This is a genomic window from Rhodococcus erythropolis NBRC 15567 (genome assembly GCF_001552595.1).
GTDB classification, from domain to species: Bacteria; Actinomycetota; Actinomycetes; order Mycobacteriales; family Mycobacteriaceae; genus Rhodococcus_F; species Rhodococcus_F erythropolis.
The window spans coordinates 49,499-64,632 of sequence record NZ_BCRM01000036.1 but is presented as its reverse complement, the minus strand read 5'-3'; the positions used below and the strand labels follow the sequence as shown (position 1 = coordinate 64,632).

General features: G+C 62.5%; 15 protein-coding genes. 10 read left to right on the top strand and 5 right to left on the bottom strand.

Going from position 1 to position 15,134, the window contains the following annotated elements:
- Positions 1 to 607 (top strand): ABC transporter substrate-binding protein (locus tag RE4_RS28300; RefSeq protein WP_155716994.1); only part of this gene is annotated, 607 nt, incomplete at its 5' end.
- A gap of 1 nt (position 608) precedes the next feature.
- Here the strand turns inward: RE4_RS28300 and RE4_RS28295 are convergent.
- Both RE4_RS28295 and RE4_RS28290 read right to left on the bottom strand, forming a co-directional pair.
- Positions 609 to 1,583, bottom strand: a complete 975-nt coding sequence (locus tag RE4_RS28295) for an ABC transporter substrate-binding protein (protein ID WP_060939781.1) — start codon at positions 1,581 to 1,583, stop codon at positions 609 to 611.
- 71 nt (positions 1,584 to 1,654) lie between these two features.
- Positions 1,655 to 2,293 carry a TetR/AcrR family transcriptional regulator gene (locus RE4_RS28290; RefSeq protein ID WP_041815118.1) on the bottom strand — a complete coding sequence of 213 codons (639 nt, stop codon included), beginning with the start codon at positions 2,291 to 2,293 and terminating at the stop codon, positions 1,655 to 1,657.
- 84 nt (positions 2,294 to 2,377) lie between these two features.
- Here RE4_RS28290 and RE4_RS28285 point away from each other — a divergent pair, with 84 nt between their 5' ends.
- The 7 genes from RE4_RS28285 (at position 2,378) to RE4_RS28255 (ending at position 10,241) form a co-directional block, all read left to right on the top strand.
- A complete protein-coding gene (locus RE4_RS28285) occupies positions 2,378 to 3,760 on the top strand; it encodes an MFS transporter (protein WP_060939780.1) in 1,383 nt (460 codons plus the stop codon).
- Positions 3,761 to 3,815: 55 nt separating this feature from the next.
- Entirely contained in the window at positions 3,816 to 4,685 is an 870-nt protein-coding gene (locus RE4_RS28280) for an ABC transporter substrate-binding protein (protein ID WP_060939779.1), read from the top strand.
- Positions 4,682 to 6,547, top strand: coding sequence for an ABC transporter ATP-binding protein (locus tag RE4_RS28275; RefSeq protein ID WP_238077152.1), 1,866 nt, complete (start codon positions 4,682 to 4,684; stop codon positions 6,545 to 6,547). Before RE4_RS28280 ends, RE4_RS28275 begins: the two co-directional genes overlap by 4 nt.
- On the top strand, positions 6,544 to 8,280 hold the full coding sequence (locus RE4_RS28270) for an ABC transporter ATP-binding protein (protein WP_060939777.1): 1,737 nt from the start codon (positions 6,544 to 6,546) through the stop codon (positions 8,278 to 8,280). The genes RE4_RS28275 and RE4_RS28270 overlap by 4 nt, the downstream gene beginning before the upstream one ends.
- A gap of 21 nt (positions 8,281 to 8,301) precedes the next feature.
- Positions 8,302 to 8,943: a TetR/AcrR family transcriptional regulator gene (locus RE4_RS28265; RefSeq protein ID WP_019744674.1), complete on the top strand. Its 642-nt coding sequence runs from the start codon at positions 8,302 to 8,304 to the stop codon at positions 8,941 to 8,943.
- A gap of 97 nt (positions 8,944 to 9,040) precedes the next feature.
- A complete protein-coding gene (locus RE4_RS28260; RefSeq protein WP_020970307.1) occupies positions 9,041 to 9,541 on the top strand; it encodes a nuclear transport factor 2 family protein in 501 nt (166 codons plus the stop codon).
- 25 nt (positions 9,542 to 9,566) lie between these two features.
- On the top strand, positions 9,567 to 10,241 hold the full coding sequence (locus RE4_RS28255) for a pyridoxine/pyridoxamine 5'-phosphate oxidase (RefSeq protein ID WP_060939776.1): 675 nt from the start codon (positions 9,567 to 9,569) through the stop codon (positions 10,239 to 10,241).
- A 15-nt stretch (positions 10,242 to 10,256) separates the two neighbouring features.
- Here the strand turns inward: RE4_RS28255 and RE4_RS31900 are convergent, their stop codons facing one another.
- Positions 10,257 to 10,565 (bottom strand): hypothetical protein, encoded by a 309-nt coding sequence (locus RE4_RS31900; protein ID WP_283301934.1) that lies wholly within the window; start codon positions 10,563 to 10,565, stop codon positions 10,257 to 10,259.
- A 55-nt stretch (positions 10,566 to 10,620) separates the two neighbouring features.
- Here RE4_RS31900 and RE4_RS31895 point away from each other — a divergent pair, with 55 nt between their 5' ends.
- On the top strand, positions 10,621 to 10,812 hold the full coding sequence (locus RE4_RS31895) for a hypothetical protein (RefSeq protein WP_306490524.1): 192 nt from the start codon (positions 10,621 to 10,623) through the stop codon (positions 10,810 to 10,812).
- Between the two features lie 93 nt (positions 10,813 to 10,905).
- Here the strand turns inward: RE4_RS31895 and pnuC are convergent, their stop codons facing one another.
- Together pnuC and RE4_RS28240 are read right to left on the bottom strand one after the other, a co-directional pair.
- Entirely contained in the window at positions 10,906 to 11,556 is a 651-nt protein-coding gene (gene pnuC / locus RE4_RS28245; protein WP_019744670.1) for a nicotinamide riboside transporter PnuC, read from the bottom strand.
- On the bottom strand, positions 11,556 to 13,160 hold the full coding sequence (locus tag RE4_RS28240; RefSeq protein WP_135000451.1) for a peptide chain release factor 3: 1,605 nt from the start codon (positions 13,158 to 13,160) through the stop codon (positions 11,556 to 11,558). The genes pnuC and RE4_RS28240 overlap by 1 nt, the downstream gene beginning before the upstream one ends.
- Positions 13,161 to 13,496: 336 nt before the next feature.
- Here RE4_RS28240 and RE4_RS28235 point away from each other — a divergent pair, with 336 nt between their 5' ends.
- Positions 13,497 to 15,131 (top strand): fatty acyl-AMP ligase, encoded by a 1,635-nt coding sequence (locus tag RE4_RS28235; protein WP_029255898.1) that lies wholly within the window; start codon positions 13,497 to 13,499, stop codon positions 15,129 to 15,131.
- Positions 15,132 to 15,134: the final 3 nt, after the last annotated feature.

The window sequence follows — 15,134 nt, the reverse complement described above, 5'->3', positions numbered from 1 at the left end:
TGCGATCGGCTACACGAGTGACTGGTACGGCACCGAGCGCTTGTCTTCGATCGCGCCGCTGTTGGTCGTCGGCGACGACGTCGAACCGATCGCCGGACACCCGGTCGACTGGCGAGGTGCGCTGATGGCGCAGGCGAGCCAACTCGACCGTGTGGCAATCGCCGAGGCTTCCATCGCGGAGTACGACGACAAGCTCGCGAGACTGCGACCCATGTTGCAGGAGAAGCTGGGCGGAAAGAAGATCGTGTTCGGCGTTCAGACGCCGACCGGATTCCTTGTGCATCAGCGGAATCTGCGGATCAGTGTTGCGATCGATGCCGGCCTGGACGTGCTTTTCCGTGACGACGACAATGCAGAGAACTCGTTCGAGTTGTCGTTCGAGCAACTCGACACCTTGGCTCCGGCGGATGTGATCATCGCCCAAGCGCGCGATCAGGAAGCACTCGACGCGATCAAGACGCAGCCGACGTGGCAGCGGTTGCCTGCAGTTCAAGCGGGCAACGTGTTGACCAGCGACGCGCGATACAACCAAGGATTTGCGCTCACCGCGGCCATCTTCCTCGACGTTCTCGAGGAAGCGGCCGGGCGAATCACTGCTGGGCAGTAATTCAGGCGACGTTGCGGGCCTGGTCGAGTAGTTGTGCAACCTGCTCGAACCAGGCGCCGTAATTGGCGTAGGTGTTGGGACGCTTGTCGTCGAAGTCGATCACCTGGTTCGCGGTCACCGCGGGCAGCTTGACGAACACGGGTGATGCTGCGAATGCTTCTGCCGACTTCGCGAACTGGAACACGATGTCCGCCGGGTAATCCGGGACCTGCTCCCAGCTGAGGTCGGCCCAGCCTTTGTCGCCTCCCGGTCCGGTGAACTTCACACCGAGTTCTTTCAGATAACCGAACTGGGCGAGCGCCGTTGTGCCTGCGTACAACTCGGAGCTGTCACCGTTCAGGGCGAGGACTTCGATGTCGTCGACCTTGCCCGCGGCAGTTCGGATGCGCTCTGCACCGGATTCGAATGCTTCCTTGCCCTCGCGTGCTGCGGCTGTGTCGGTGTTCCCGCCGAGAGCTTCGGCGAGTGAGGCGTATTCGCTCAACACGTCCGGTGTCGAGGCTCCGGAGAACTTGACGCCGACAAACGGTGCAACATTGTTGACGGTGTTGCCCATCGGCTCGTCCCACCAAGTCCATCGCGTCGGGTCGTCGCTGTTGCCGTACCCGATGACGAGGTCGGGGTCCAGTGCCGCAAGTGCTTCCGCGCTGAGTTCGCCTTCACGGCCGACGACCGTCATGGTCGACTCGTCGGCATGATCGGTGACGTCGGGATTGCCGACGCCGTAACCGAAGATGCCGACCGGCCGAATACCGTAGTCCCACAGCGCAGCAGCGGAATACGCGTCGACGACGATCCGCTTCGGGGCGTGATCGAGGGTGATCGTGTTTCCGTATCCCGTTGTGTAACTCCAGGACTGGTCGGCAGATCTGGTCTCGGTAGAAGGTGATGCGTCGCTACTTCCGCAACCGGTGAGTAGGAGTGCGGCGACGGCGGGTAGTGCGGCGAATCCGGCGAACCGGCGGGTGAGTTTCATGAAAACCTTCCGAACATGGCGAACTAAGCTAGGTAAGCCTAACCTGATGTTCCGTTCAGGTGTTCTCCGGGTCAGGTGCCCTGCCACATCTGAAGCCATTCGCTCCAGGATGGGGGAGTGATCGACGGTTGAGGTGTTCCGCCACGAAGTCCGTCGAGCATGAAATCGAGATAACGCGTGTGTATTTCGGTGGCTCGATCGCCATCGATCGGCAGAGTCGGCCGCAGATGCACTGTCATGAGCATGACGTCTGCAGCAGTGAAGCCGGGCGGGACTTCGTGAGCGTCGATGCAGACGTCGACCATGGATTGCAGTGCGTCCTCCAATTCTTCGGCGGCACGAGTGACTTCGGCGTGTTCAGGCAACCTGCCTCCGAGGACCGGAATGAGCGGTCCCACCGATTCGGTGAGATATCGCGAGAAGAACGTCTTCAATACGGCTTCATCGGTTTTCGCGGTGCTCACGCACTCTCGGGCAAGGGTGGCGAGGTGATCGATCGCCCAGACGCGCAGGGATTGCGCCAGTTCCTCCTTGCCTCGGTATCGGCGATAGATGCTGCCGACGCCCACTCCGGCCCGTGCGGCAATCGCCGATACCGGTGCATTCCAACCCTGTTCGGCAAAAATCTCGCGCGCCGCTCGCAGCACGGTGACGTCGTTGTCTGCGGCTTCTCGGGCGCGTCCGGGGAGGCTCGCATTCTCTTTCGCCATTCCCACAGGCTAGCAATGCATGGTTTACTCAATCGGAACGGAGTGTTCCGTTCCGATTCGATTCATGATTGGAGGAAGGTGTCGATGACGACCTTGGCAGAGGCGCCCACGCGATCCGGGAGCCGGGTGATCGCAGCCCTGGCTGGAGCGGTACTCGTCTACTCGCTCATGCAGACGATGCTGGTACCGGCGTTGCCGGTGTTGGGTGAGCATTTCGACACGTCCGTGGCGGTGACCGGGTGGATTCTTACGTCCTATCTGTTGGCGGCCGCGGTGATGGCTCCGATCGTCGGGGCAATGGGTGACCGGTTCGGCGACAAGCGAGTTCTGGTGATCGTTCTGATCATCTTTGCCCTCGCCACATTCGCCGCCGCGGCAGCGCCGAACATCGGGGTGCTGCTCGTCGTTCGGGCCGTCCAGGGAGTGAGTATGGCGAGCTTCCCGCTCGCGATGGCTGTGCTGCGGAGAACGGTAGTGGGCCCCGAGTTGTCTTCGGGGATAGGTTGGCTCGCTGGGACTTTGGGAATCGGTGCCGGAAGTGCACTGGTGATCGGCGGTGTCATTCTCGAGTACCTCAGTTGGCAGTGGTTGTTCGTGATCACCGGGATCTTGATCGTGCTCGCATTGGTCGCGGTGGTGGCCGTGGTTCCGGGTTCGCATCGCCGGCCGGGTATGCCGACGGACTGGGCCGGTGCCGGAGCACTGGCGTTCGGATTGGTGAGCCTGCTCCTGGCGATCACCAAAGCCTCCGACTGGGGAGTTCTGTCGCTCGGATTCTGGGGTCTGGTTGTGATCGCGTTCGTTTCGTTCGCGACACTGATTGCCGTCGATTCCCGCCACGACGCGCCGATTGTCGACATGCGAGTCTTTCGGGACAAGCCGATGATGATCACCAGCGCACTCACTCTGGTGTTTGGATTCGTGCCGTACATCTTCTACCTCTGCCTGCCGCGGATCCTCCAGGCGCCGGACACGTCCACGTACGGAAGCGGATTCACTGTCGTGCAGACCGGGTTGGCGCTCTTGCCTGCCGCTGTACTCGTCTTTCTCGGCGGGCGTTTGACGCCGGCTCTCGCGCGGCGATACGGGCCGCGAGTACCGGCGGTGACAGCGCTGGCACTCATGGCGACGGGCGCGATCGGACTTGCAATCTGGCCGAGTTCGGTGGTTGCGATCGTGCTGTTCTTCTCCCTCGTCGGGTTGGGGAACGGCGTGGGGTTCGCGGTCTGTGCTCTGTTGGTTGCTTCGATCGTCCCGCCATCGGAGATGGCAGCGGCCAGTGGTGTCAACAGCGTGATCAGGACCGTGGGATCGGCGGTGGGTGCGCCGGTGACCACAGCAGTCCTGGCGATCGGTATTTCCGGTGATTCGTTCGGGGCGGCGTTCGTGATGGGCGCAGTCATCAGTGTTGTCGCGTGTCTGCCGGCGTTTGCACTTCCGGTGACGAGGGCTGCACAAACGGCTTGAGTTATTGTAGGCTCCCCTAATCGAGACAGTGTGTAACTAAAGCAGGGAGAGAAGGATGCGGCAGCAGTGGGGCGCACTGGACGAGTTCGCAGCACTCAACGCGCTCACACTTGGGGTCAAGCCCGATACGGTCTTTGCCACCCTGCAATCACAGGCGGCGAAGGAGATCTTGCAGAGCGAGGGCATAGAGGTCGTCGACAAACCGACGTTCTTCGAGTCACCCGACGTCGAACAGATCGCAGCAATCGATCCTGACAGAATCCTGCTCAGTGACGTCGGGTCGCTGACGTCGATCACGGCTCAGGCCAACGAGATTGCCCCGACGACGGTGCTCGCCTATGCGGCGCCGTGGCGCGAAGTTCTGAATACCGCGGCGACTGCACTGGGTCGAGAGTCCGAAGCTCGCGAAATCGTGTCGAGGCTCGAGACCAAATTTGCCGAAGGATCCGGAACGGTCGAGGCGCAACCGCAGACGTTGTCCGTGCTGGTGGGATTCTCCGGCGGCATCTACACCGTCATCCCACAGTCGCCGATGTCCTCGATCATCGAGGAAGCCGGTTTCAGGCGTCCACAAGCCGAACTCGACGCGAAGATCGGACCGAACACAGGTGTCGCCACGTCTTCGGTGTCGGGAGAGGAGGTCGGGCAGCACGCGGCGGACGCGATGGTCGTGACCTCGGGAAACATCTACGGCGGCGCACTGGTACACGCAAATCCGTTGTTCAACGAGATCCCTGCGGTGCAGGCCGGGCGCACGGCAGACGTCAGCGGCGAACTCTGGTTCGGCAGTTATCCCTTCGCGGTCTACTGGATCCTCGAAGACCTCGAGGCACTTGCCGATCGCACACTCACCGGCGCGGAGCTCCAAGGACGCATCGCATCCGACGCCGACGCAGTTACCCGATGGAAGGCGTTCTCGAAATGACGACGACACAGGCCACGAAAGCAGACATTTCATCTGAAGAGGCCGACGTATCACAAGGAGCGGCGGCCGAAGCCTCGCAAGCCAAAGCTGAAGCGGCGGAGCACAAGAGCGCGCTTCGCGAACTCCTTGCTCCAGTGCGCACGCGGACCACCATCGCGATGGTGATGCAGGTGATCGCCGCGGTCGCCGCCATCGTGCCGTACGTGGCCATCGCCGAACTGGGTAAGACGCTGATCGTGGGCGGTGACGTCGACTCGTCCCGTGTCTGGACGATCGTGTGGGTGGTCGTCTTCGGTCTGGGTATGCGTGCGTTCTTCGGAGGCGGTGCGTTGATCGTGACGCACTTCGCCGATGTGAATCTGCAGGCGGTGCTGCGGCGTCGAATCGCAGCGACTCTCGGTCGACTTCCCCTGGGCTGGTTCACCTCCCACACGTCCGGAACCGTGCGCAAAGCCGCGCAGAACGACATCTCCGATCTCCATTACCTGGTTGCGCACAGCGCCGTCGAGACCACCGGAGCCATCGCAGTGCCGCTCGTCGGACTCGGCTACGTGATCTCGATCGACTGGCGTCTGGGATTGGTCGCGATTGCCACGCTCCCGATCTACATGATCGCCTACGCGACGATGACCAAGGACATGGCCGTCAAGATGAGCCGGATGAATGAGGGCATCGCGGCCATCAGCAACACCATCGTCGAGTTCGTCACCGGTATCGCAGTGGTCAAGACCTTCGGTCAGGACAAGCAGTCACACTCCCGGTACCGCGACGCCGCCAAGGCATTTGCACTCTCGTACGAGGGCTGGGTTCGCCCGATGCTCCGGACCGAGGCGCTGGCCTCGATTGCATTGAGCGCACCGGTAGTGCTGGTGGTCAACCTTGGCCTCGGCTCGTGGTTCGTCCACTCCGGATGGGTGTCACCCATCGATGTGCTGACCAGTTCTCTTGTCGCGATGGTGATTCCGGTGTCGGTGACGACCATCGGTTTCGGTATGCAGGCTCGCCGAGAGGCAGCCGCCGCTGCGGCGCGACTGATTGCGCTGTTCTCGACCGAGGCGCTGCCGGAAACCGATCATCCGAAAAGTCCCGCGGGGAATGAAGTTCGATTCTCCGGAGTTTCTTTCGCCTACGACGACGGCGCCGACGTTCTGACCGACATCGATCTGACGCTGCCGGAGGGCACTGTGACGGCGTTGGTCGGACCTTCGGGTTCGGGTAAGTCGACGCTGGCAACGCTGGTTCCGAGGTTCCACGACGTGCGTGCCGGATCGGTGGCCATCGGTGGTGTCGACGTCAGGGACGTGGCGACCGACGAGCTGTACCGCCACGTCGGATTCGTTCTGCAGGACGTGCAGCTGGTCGAAGCGACCGTGCTCGACAACATTCGGCTTGCCCGACCGCAGGCGACTTCGGCCGAGGTGAAGGCCGCTGCCGCAGCCGCGCAGATCGACAACCGAATCGAAGCGCTCCCGAGAGGCTACGACTCCGTGGTCGGGGTCGACGCCAGATTCTCGGGTGGTGAAGCCCAAAGGGTCTCCATTGCGCGTGCGATTCTCGCGGACACTCCTGTTCTCGTGCTCGACGAAGCAACCGCTTTCGCCGATCCGGAGTCCGAAGCCGATATCCAGGAGGCGTTGTCGCGCTTGACGGTGGGGCGCACCGTGCTGGTGATCGCGCACCGGTTGGCTTCGATCGTGAGCGCCGATCAGATCGTGGTTCTCGACGCCGGACGGATCGTGGAGAAGGGCACACACGATCAGCTTGTGGCGAGTGGTTCAACCTATGCCCGGATGTGGGCGAGTCACAGTCGGGCCGACAGCATCGCTGGTACGTCTGACGCAGCAGGAAAGGCCAACTCATGATTCGCGACCTCTTCCGGATACTCGGCCCGCAGAATCAGGGCCGCTATCGCGAGTTCTTGGTGTGGGCAGTGTTGTACGGCGTGATGCAAGGTTTGGCAGTGGCGCTACTGGTCCCGGCGGTGCAGGCACTGTTCGATCAGGACTGGGGCAGTTTCCTTCGGTGGCTCGCCGCAATGGCCGTGTGCGCCGTGATCAGTTCGATTGCGCATTACCTGCAGGCGATGAAGGGATTCGAGTCGGCCCTCACGCTGCTGAGGACTATGCATCTGCGCCTGGGAGATCATCTCGTCACTCTGCCGCTCGGCTGGTTCGGCGCCGGCCGTCTCGGCCAGGTATCGCAGGTTGCCAGCAAGGGCACCATCTCGGTGATGGGGGCGGCTGCGCACCTGATGACACCGATCATCTCCGGAATCGCCAGCCCGGCAACCATTGTCGTGTGCATGTTGTTCTTCGACTGGCGGCTCGGGCTGGCGCTGGTGGTCAGCGTTCCGATTCTGTTCGCGGCAGCCAGATTTGCCTCGACGATGACTGCGAAGGCGGACGATCGGGCACATGCCGCAGCCGTCGAATCGAACAATCGAGTGCTCGAGTACGCGCGTTGCCAACCGGTCCTGCGTGCTTTCGGACGCACACACGGGGTGTACGAACCGCTCGACGACGCGATCGAAGCGCAACACACTGCGGGTCGTTCACAACTGTGGTTCGTGGTGATCGGGTCCGTGGTCAACGGGATCGCCCTGCAATTCGTCTTCTCTGCCGTGATCATCCTGGGTGCATTCCTCGCGCTCGGCGGCGACATCGACCCTGTCACGTTGATCGCGCTACTCGGCCTGACCGCACGGTTCATCCAACCGCTGGGTGAGATCGGCGAGTTCGGCGGTGCAATCAGAATGGCACGCAACGAAATCCGTCGGATGTCCGAGATCCTCGAAGTGGAACCACTGGTAGAACCCGATACCAGCGGGCAGCCGACGGGGGAGACGGCCGTGCAGTTCGACGCCGTCGACTTCGGCTACGCGGACGGTGGGCAGGTGCTGCGGGACATCTCCTTCGAGGTGCCGCGGAAGTCGCTGACGGCGTTGGTCGGTCCGTCAGGGTCTGGCAAAACCACCGTCACCCGGCTGATCTCGCGCTTCTACGACGTCGACTCGGGGGTGGTGCGTGTCGGCGGCGTCGATGTGCGGGACCTCACGAGTGCCGATCTGATGTCGCAACTGTCCTTGGTTTTCCAGGACGTGTACCTCTTCGACGACACGTTGATCGCGAACATCCGCCTCGGTCGCCCCGAAGCCACGGACGATGACGTCTTCGACGTGGCTCGGATCGCGGGCGTCGCGGAAATCGTCGAGCGACTTCCGCGGGGTTGGGACACCCGCGTCGGTGAGGGTGGGACGGCACTGTCCGGTGGAGAGCGGCAGCGGGTCTCCATCGCGCGCGCACTCCTCAAACGCGCACCTATCGTTCTGCTCGACGAGGCGACGGCCGCGCTCGATCCCGAGAACGAGGCCCATGTACAGCGTGCGATGCAGGAACTCGCCAGTGAAAGCACACTGCTCGTGATCGCGCACAAGCTGTCGACCGTCGTGGCCGCAGACCAGATCATCGTGCTCGGTGACGACGGCTCGATCGTCGAAGTGGGAACCCACGAAGTTCTGCTCGCAGCCGGTGGGAACTACGCCGCGTTCTGGAACCAGCGCCACCGTGCGTCGGGATGGCGGTTGGTAGCGGGCTGAGCAGGTGGCAGGCTGAGCAGAATGCAAACCGGAAAGAAGACGGGGCGGCCGCCGACGTTGTCGACAGTGGACATCGTCGAGGCCGCCCTGGCTGGTGATCTGAGTGAATTGACCATGCCGAGTGTGGCAAAACGACTGGGCGTCAGCCATTCTGCACTTTATCGCTACTTCGCGGACCGTGAAGCGCTGCTGCGGGCTTGTGCGGATCACGTTGTGCGTCAGACTGTATGGCCGGACACGGATCGTCCGTGGCGTGAGTTTCTGACGGATTTGTGCGACGTTCTGTGGTCCTCGTTCGAGCGCTATCCAGGTCTAGCCCAGGTCGGTCTCGCAGTTCCGGGCACGCCACCGGCGATAATCGAGATCGTGGAGAAACTGGTCGGTTCGTTGACTGCGCAGGGTTTCACACCACATGACGCGGTCCTGGCCGTGGACTTCATCTCCGAGGTGACCATGACGCAGTTCGCAATGATGGCGGCGATGGACAAGACCGTGAGCTCCGCGGATTCGCGTTCTGCGCGCCAGGCGTATCAGGAGAGTTGGAATGCGTCGGAGTCGTTGGTCGAGGGGATCGGCGACGAATCAACGTGGCACGGGCGAGGTTGGTTGGACGAGAAGATCACGATCATGCTCGACGGCCTGGAAAAGCGTGTTATCGGCTGACATTTCTACTAGCTTTGAGAGTAATGCCCGTTTCGGCGTGATACAGGCTAATGTGCACACATAGGACGGGTGGTTGCTGCACCGGGAGGCGGGGATCATGGATCTCGAAGCGATTGTTCTCATCCAAAGACTCAAGTACCGATACGCACGCGCCTTGGACACCAAATCGTGGGTCGAATTCGCCGACACTCTGACCGTCGACGCCACCGCGATCTACGGAGAACAACTCAGTTTCGATTCCCGAGATTCGTTCGTCTCCTTCCTCGAGAACACCCTCGGATCACACGTCATCACTGAACATCAGTGCGGGCAACCCGAGATCGACGTCGACGGAGACACCGCAACCGGGATCTGGTGCCTCGCGGACACTGTGGTGATCCCCGAAGACGGCATGCTTCTTCGCGGATCGGCCTTCTATCACGACAGATACACCCGCTGCAGCGACGGTGAATGGCGAATCTCCCACACGAGCTACGAGCGGACCTGGGAATCGGTGGTGGCGCTCGCCGACATGCCGAGTTTCCGATTGACGTCCAACAAGTGGGCGCTGCTGCAGCAACCGTCGTTCGGCGACTCGGTAGTTCGCAACGTCTCCTGAGGCCGCCCGCGATTAGAGTCGGCTCATGGTTGATGCAGATTTTTCGCTGCCTGACGTACGGACGTGGATTCGCGGTATCCCCGCACTGACCGGAACTCCGCCGCCCGCGCCTGAACATTTTCCGGAAAAGCCGGGAGAGCTGTTCCTCGACTGGCTCCGTGCGGCCGTGGCCTTCGGCGTCGTCGAGCCACACGTATGTGCGCTCGCGACCGTCGACAGTGACGGTATGCCCGATTCCCGCTTCCTCATCCTCAAGGACGTGACCGAGGGTGGGTTCTGGTTTTCGGGTTCAGCTGCTTCGCCGAAAGGCATTGAGCTGAAAGAAAATCCGCGAGCATCGCTCGCCTTCTACTGGCGTGAGACGGGCCAGCAGGTCCGGATCCGCGGGTTGGTTCGCGAGGGCGACGACGCACTTCGAAGCCGAGACTTCGTCGAACGCTCCGTCACTGCGAGAGCGGTGGCGACCGCAAGTAAGCAGAGCGAGGTGCTCGAAGACTTAGGGGCGTACGACGCCTCGGTGGCGGCTGCGGAAGCAAGAATCAGTGACGACCCAGGGTTCGTGTCGGAGGACTGGCGTGCGTGGTGCCTCGAGCCGGAGTCTGTCGAGTTCTGGCAGGCAGACTCCGGGCGTCGGCATCAGCGATGGTTGTACCGGCGCGGCTCGGACCGAGCATGGACACGAGCAGTGCTGTGGCCCTGAACAGCTGGGTCGAGCTCAGCTGGCGCTGATCTCCGGCGACACGAGGTTGACGACGATCGACTGTCCACCGAGCTTGGCGTGGATTTCGGGATGTTCGAACCCCGAGGACAACAGGTAGCTGCCGAGCATCGTGAGCAACTCGTCCAGATCCATCGTGGGATCGGAGGAATGCGTGCTCGAGGGTGAGGCCTGATTCGCGATGAGTTCGGTGTGGGTGAGTCGACCGGCCACTCGAACGGCGGCTACGCCCATCGCGTCGCGCCGTACGACGGTGCGACTCCGAGTCTCGAGTGTCCTCGATGATTCGCGTGTTGAAGCTGGCACTGAAAGGTCCTCTCCGCTGCTGTGTGCGGCCGTGGTTCGGGCAGGAAGCGGAAACGTGAATGCATCCGATTGCTTGGGTGCGGTCGACAGAAAATCCGCTGTGGCGGTGGCACTGCTGGAACCGTTGCTCGTGGAAAGGTTGCTCGCAGAACCGTTACCCGTGGAAAGGTTGCTCGCAGAACCATTACTCGCGGAACTACTGGCTCTCGATCCGTTGCCGGAACCGTTGGCGCCCGTTATTCCGTGAGAATTCTTGTCTTCCATTGTTTCGCTCCTGATGCCCGTAAACAGACCGCTGGTTTGCTTAATCGACGCAAACATACCAGGAGTTCGTTTACGGTCATACCCCTTGTGGAGTCCGGCGCTGAATACGTAGCCACATCGCAAAGCCCCACAATACGAAGAATGCGTAGACCAGATAGAGGATTGCCGACGGGTAGTACCCGGCCCGGAATAGAAGGGGAACGCCGACAGCGTCGACGCCGATCCAGATGAGCCAGAACTCGGTCCAGCCGCGTGCCATCCCGTACGTCGCGAGGATCGAGCCGGTGAAGATCCAGGCCTCCGCCCACGCTCCGTACGAGCCGAGAAGGTCGAATATCCAGGCGAAAGCGATTGTGCCGCTTGCCATGACGGCGATCATGGCGACTCGCTCGCGAGTTGTCGCCCAGTGGGGCAGGACTGCGCGACCGGAGTCACGTGCCCCACGTCGCCACTGGGTCCACCCGTAGACGCTGACGGTGATGAACAACAACTGACGGCCGGCCTGGCCGTAGAGATTGAGCTCTTGCGGCGTGTGGAAAAGTGCGCCCATGAAGACCGTGAACAACAAGGCATTTCCGGCTATACCGACAGGCCACGCCCATACCGAGCGTCGCGCGCCCGCGATCGCGGAGCCTATTCCGAACGCGTTTCCGATGATCTCTCGCCAGAGAATTGTGGCGCTGCCGATGTGCAGTTCAGCGTCGAACAGCGCCTCGATCAGGCTCATCAGTCCGCAGCAGCGACGAGGGGTTCGAGCGTCAGATCCGGGAGTTCCTTCTGGATGTACTGCAGGCGCCACTTGTCACTGACAAGGGCGAGCAGGACACCGTCGGATCGGGTGAAGACCTCCACACCGCGCTGACGGTTCAGTTCGACCTCGGACGCGGCGTCGGTACGGCGGGCCAATGCGTAGCCGAGTGGTTCCATCTTGGCCTCGACGTTGAACTCGGCCTTCATGCGCGCTGCGACGACCTCGAACTGCATCGGGCCGACAGCAGCCATGACGGGGGAGGCGTCGCCGCGGATGTCGTTGCGGAGAATCTGGACGACGCCCTCGGAATCGAGTTGATCGACTGCACGGCGGAACTGCTTGTACTTGCCGGCGCTTTCGGCGCGCAGGATCGAGAAGTGTTCCGGCGCGAACGACGGGATCGGCGGGAACTCAACCTTCTTCTCGGTGTACAGCGTGTGGCCGGGTGCGAGTGCGGTGGCGTTGACGAGGCCGACGACGTCGCCGGGGAACGCGGATTCGACGGTGGAACGTTCACGGCCGAATACCGTCTGCGCGTACTTGGTCGTGAAGGGCTTGCCGGTTTGAGCATGTGTGACAACCATGCCGCGCTCGAACACGCCGGAGACGATGCGCATGAACGCCAGACGGTCACGGTGCGCGGTGTCCATACCGGCCTGCACCTTGAAGACGACCGCACTGAACGGATCGGTGACCTCGCGCGGCTTGCCGCTGAGGTCTTCGCGGCCCCGCGGCGGCGGCGCCAATTCGACGAGAGTGTCGAGGATCTGGCGGACACCGAAGTTGAGCATCGCGGACGCGAAGATCACCGGGGACGTCTGACCGGCGAGGAACATCTCCTGATCGTGGTCCTGGCCGGTAGCGGAGAGCAGTTCACTCTCCTCGGCCGCGGTCTCCCACTCGGAGCCTTCCTTGGCGAGCGCCGCGTCGGCGTCCATGACCTCTTCGGGGGCGATCTTCGCGCCGCCTGCGGTACGGGTGAAGCGGACGTACTCGCGAGCCTCACCGTCTTCGCCGCGCCGCAACAGTCCTCGGAAGTCGCCGGCGATGCCGACGGGCCAGTACAGGGGAGTGGGCGTGAGGCCGATGCGTTCGCTGATCTCGTCGAGCAGTTCGAGAGGAGTCTGGCCGGGACGGTCCCACTTGTTGATGACCGTGATGACCGGAATGCCGCGGTGACGGCACACCTGGAACAACTTGAGCGTCTGCGGTTCGAGGCCCTTGGCAGCGTCGATGAGCATGACGGCTGCGTCGACGGCGGTCAGGACGCGGTACGTGTCCTCGGAGAAGTCGGAGTGACCGGGGGTGTCGACGAGGTTGATGACGTTGATCTGCTCGTCCGGGGTCTCGGACGAGTGGTAGTTGAACTGCAGTGCGGTGGAACTGACGGAAATGCCGCGGGCCTTCTCCATCTCCATCCAGTCCGAGACCGTCGACTTGCGGCCGGCCTTGCCGTGGACGGCACCTGCCTCGGAGATCTTCTTCGCGTGCAGTGCCAGCGCTTCGGTGAGTGTCGACTTACCGGCGTCAGGATGCGAGATGACGGCGAAGGTGCGGCGACGCTCCGCCTCGGCGGACAAGCCCTTGGTCGTCGTCGTGACCGCGACCGCCCCGCTCTCGGTTGAATCGGGGCCTTCGGTGTCGGACTGGACAGTCGAGTCGGACGGGGTAGTCAACGAAGAACCTCTCGAAGTGGGCGTCGGTGCCGGCGACGTGCCGGGGCGCGGACAGGTGGAGAGTGCGGCAGCACAACAGAGAAAGGATACTCGCAGACCACGAGGCAGTAGCCACTGCGGCGTAACACTCGGCGAACGATCGCTGATTATCAATGTATGTGTGTGTTCGAACACACAGCCATTTGTGTCCTGCGAAAGAGTTGCACTGAATCGAAGAGTGACACTGACCGAGGAGTTGCGTTGAGCAAGTTCACCGAAGAGATGTACGCGACCGCCGCAGTCACCGACCGCGGCCTGGTGACGGGAGAGCCCGACAACGCTTTCCGTCAGACCTGGGGCGACATCCACCAGGAAGCTCGGCGCATGGCCGGTGGCCTGGCCGAGGTCGGCATCGATCGCGGCGTCGCGATCGGCATTCTCGCCGGACAGCCCGTCGACATCGCGCCTGCCTGCCAGGCGACGTGGATGCGCGGTGCGTCGGTGACGATGCTGCATCAGCCGACCCCCCGAACGGATCTGGGCGTCTGGGCTCAGGACACCGAGACGGTGATCGACATGATCTCCGCAAAAGCCGTCATTCTGGGTGCACCATTCGACGCGGCCAGGCCGCTCCTCGAAGAGCGTGGCATCACCGTCGTGACGGTGGACGAGCTTCGTGGCGGAACGTCGATCGATCCCGTGGAGACGGCCGAATCGGATATCGCACTCCAACAGTTGACGTCAGGTTCCACCGGTTCGCCCAAGGCCGTGCAGATCACGCACGAGAACTTCTACACAAATGCGTACGCGATGATCAACCGCATCAAGTTCTCCATCGAGGACGACGTGATGGTGAGCTGGCTTCCGCTCTTCCACGACATGGGCATGGTCGGCTTCCTGACGGTTCCGATGCAGGTGGGCGCCGAGGTCATCAGCATCACGCCGATGGATTTCCTGCGCACCCCGGTGCTGTGGGCGGAACTCATGGGCAAGTACGGCGGAACTGTCACCGCCGCACCGAACTTCGCGTACTCGCTCTTGGCTCGTCGACTCGCACAGGCAGAAGACGGGGCAGTCGACCTCTCCAGCGTCCGATACATGTGGAACGGCGCCGAACCGGTGGATCCCGACACGATGGATGCCCTCGCCGAGGCCGGTGCGCGTTTCGGTTTGAACCCGACCGCGCTCGCTCCCGTGTACGGAATGGCGGAAACCACGCTCGCCGTGTCGATTCCGGATCCCGATCAAGGTCAGGTCCTCGACTACGTCGATCCCGACTTCCTCGAGTCGATGTCTCGGGCGGTGCCGTCCAATCGCCCCAACGCTCGTGCCCTCGCCACACTCGGAAAGATGGTGCCTGACCTCGAGGGACGCATCGTCGACCGCGACGGCCAGGTACTTCCGGCCCGCGGCGTCGGAATCATCGAGGTTCGCGGCAAGGCAGTGACCCCCGGTTACGTCACGGTGGAAGGTCACAAGCCGGCGCAGGACTCCGACGGTTGGCTCGACACCGGTGACGTCGGGTACTTCACCGAAGAAGGACTGGTCGTGGTGTGCGGGCGAGTCAAGGACGTCATCATCATGGGCGGCCGGAACGTGTACCCCACAGACATCGAACGGGCGGCCGGAAGCGTTGCCGGTGTGCGCCCGGGAAATGCCGTCGCAATCCGTCTCGATGCCGGCCAGAAGCGTGAGAGCTTTGCGGTCGCCGTCGAGACCAACGCTTTCGAAGATCCGGAAGAGGTCAAGCGCATCGAGCGCGAAGTGGTCCACGCCGTGGTTGCCGACGTCGGTGTCCGACCTCGCGCCGTTGCGGTTCTGGGCCCCGGCAGTATTCCGAAGACGTCGTCGGGAAAGCTCCGCCGCGCCAATTCGGCTGCCCTGCTGGGTAACTGACTG

What these genes read in the sequence shown, in the direction of transcription:
- RE4_RS28265 (WP_019744674.1), top strand. Translation starts at nt 8,302, where the DNA reads ATGCAAACCGGAAAGAAGACGGGGCGGCCGCCGACGTTGTCGACAGTG.
- RE4_RS28295 (WP_060939781.1), bottom strand. Translation starts at nt 1,583, where the DNA reads ATGAAACTCACCCGCCGGTTCGCCGGATTCGCCGCACTACCCGCCGTC.
- RE4_RS28285 (WP_060939780.1), top strand. Translation starts at nt 2,378, where the DNA reads ATGACGACCTTGGCAGAGGCGCCCACGCGATCCGGGAGCCGGGTGATC.
- RE4_RS28290 (WP_041815118.1), bottom strand. Translation starts at nt 2,293, where the DNA reads ATGGCGAAAGAGAATGCGAGCCTCCCCGGACGCGCCCGAGAAGCCGCA.
- RE4_RS28275 (WP_238077152.1), top strand. Translation starts at nt 4,682, where the DNA reads ATGACGACGACACAGGCCACGAAAGCAGACATTTCATCTGAAGAGGCC.
- RE4_RS28260 (WP_020970307.1), top strand. Translation starts at nt 9,041, where the DNA reads ATGGATCTCGAAGCGATTGTTCTCATCCAAAGACTCAAGTACCGATAC.
- RE4_RS28270 (WP_060939777.1), top strand. Translation starts at nt 6,544, where the DNA reads ATGATTCGCGACCTCTTCCGGATACTCGGCCCGCAGAATCAGGGCCGC.
- RE4_RS28280 (WP_060939779.1), top strand. Translation starts at nt 3,816, where the DNA reads ATGCGGCAGCAGTGGGGCGCACTGGACGAGTTCGCAGCACTCAACGCG.
- pnuC (WP_019744670.1), bottom strand. Translation starts at nt 11,556, where the DNA reads ATGAGCCTGATCGAGGCGCTGTTCGACGCTGAACTGCACATCGGCAGC.
- RE4_RS28255 (WP_060939776.1), top strand. Translation starts at nt 9,567, where the DNA reads ATGGTTGATGCAGATTTTTCGCTGCCTGACGTACGGACGTGGATTCGC.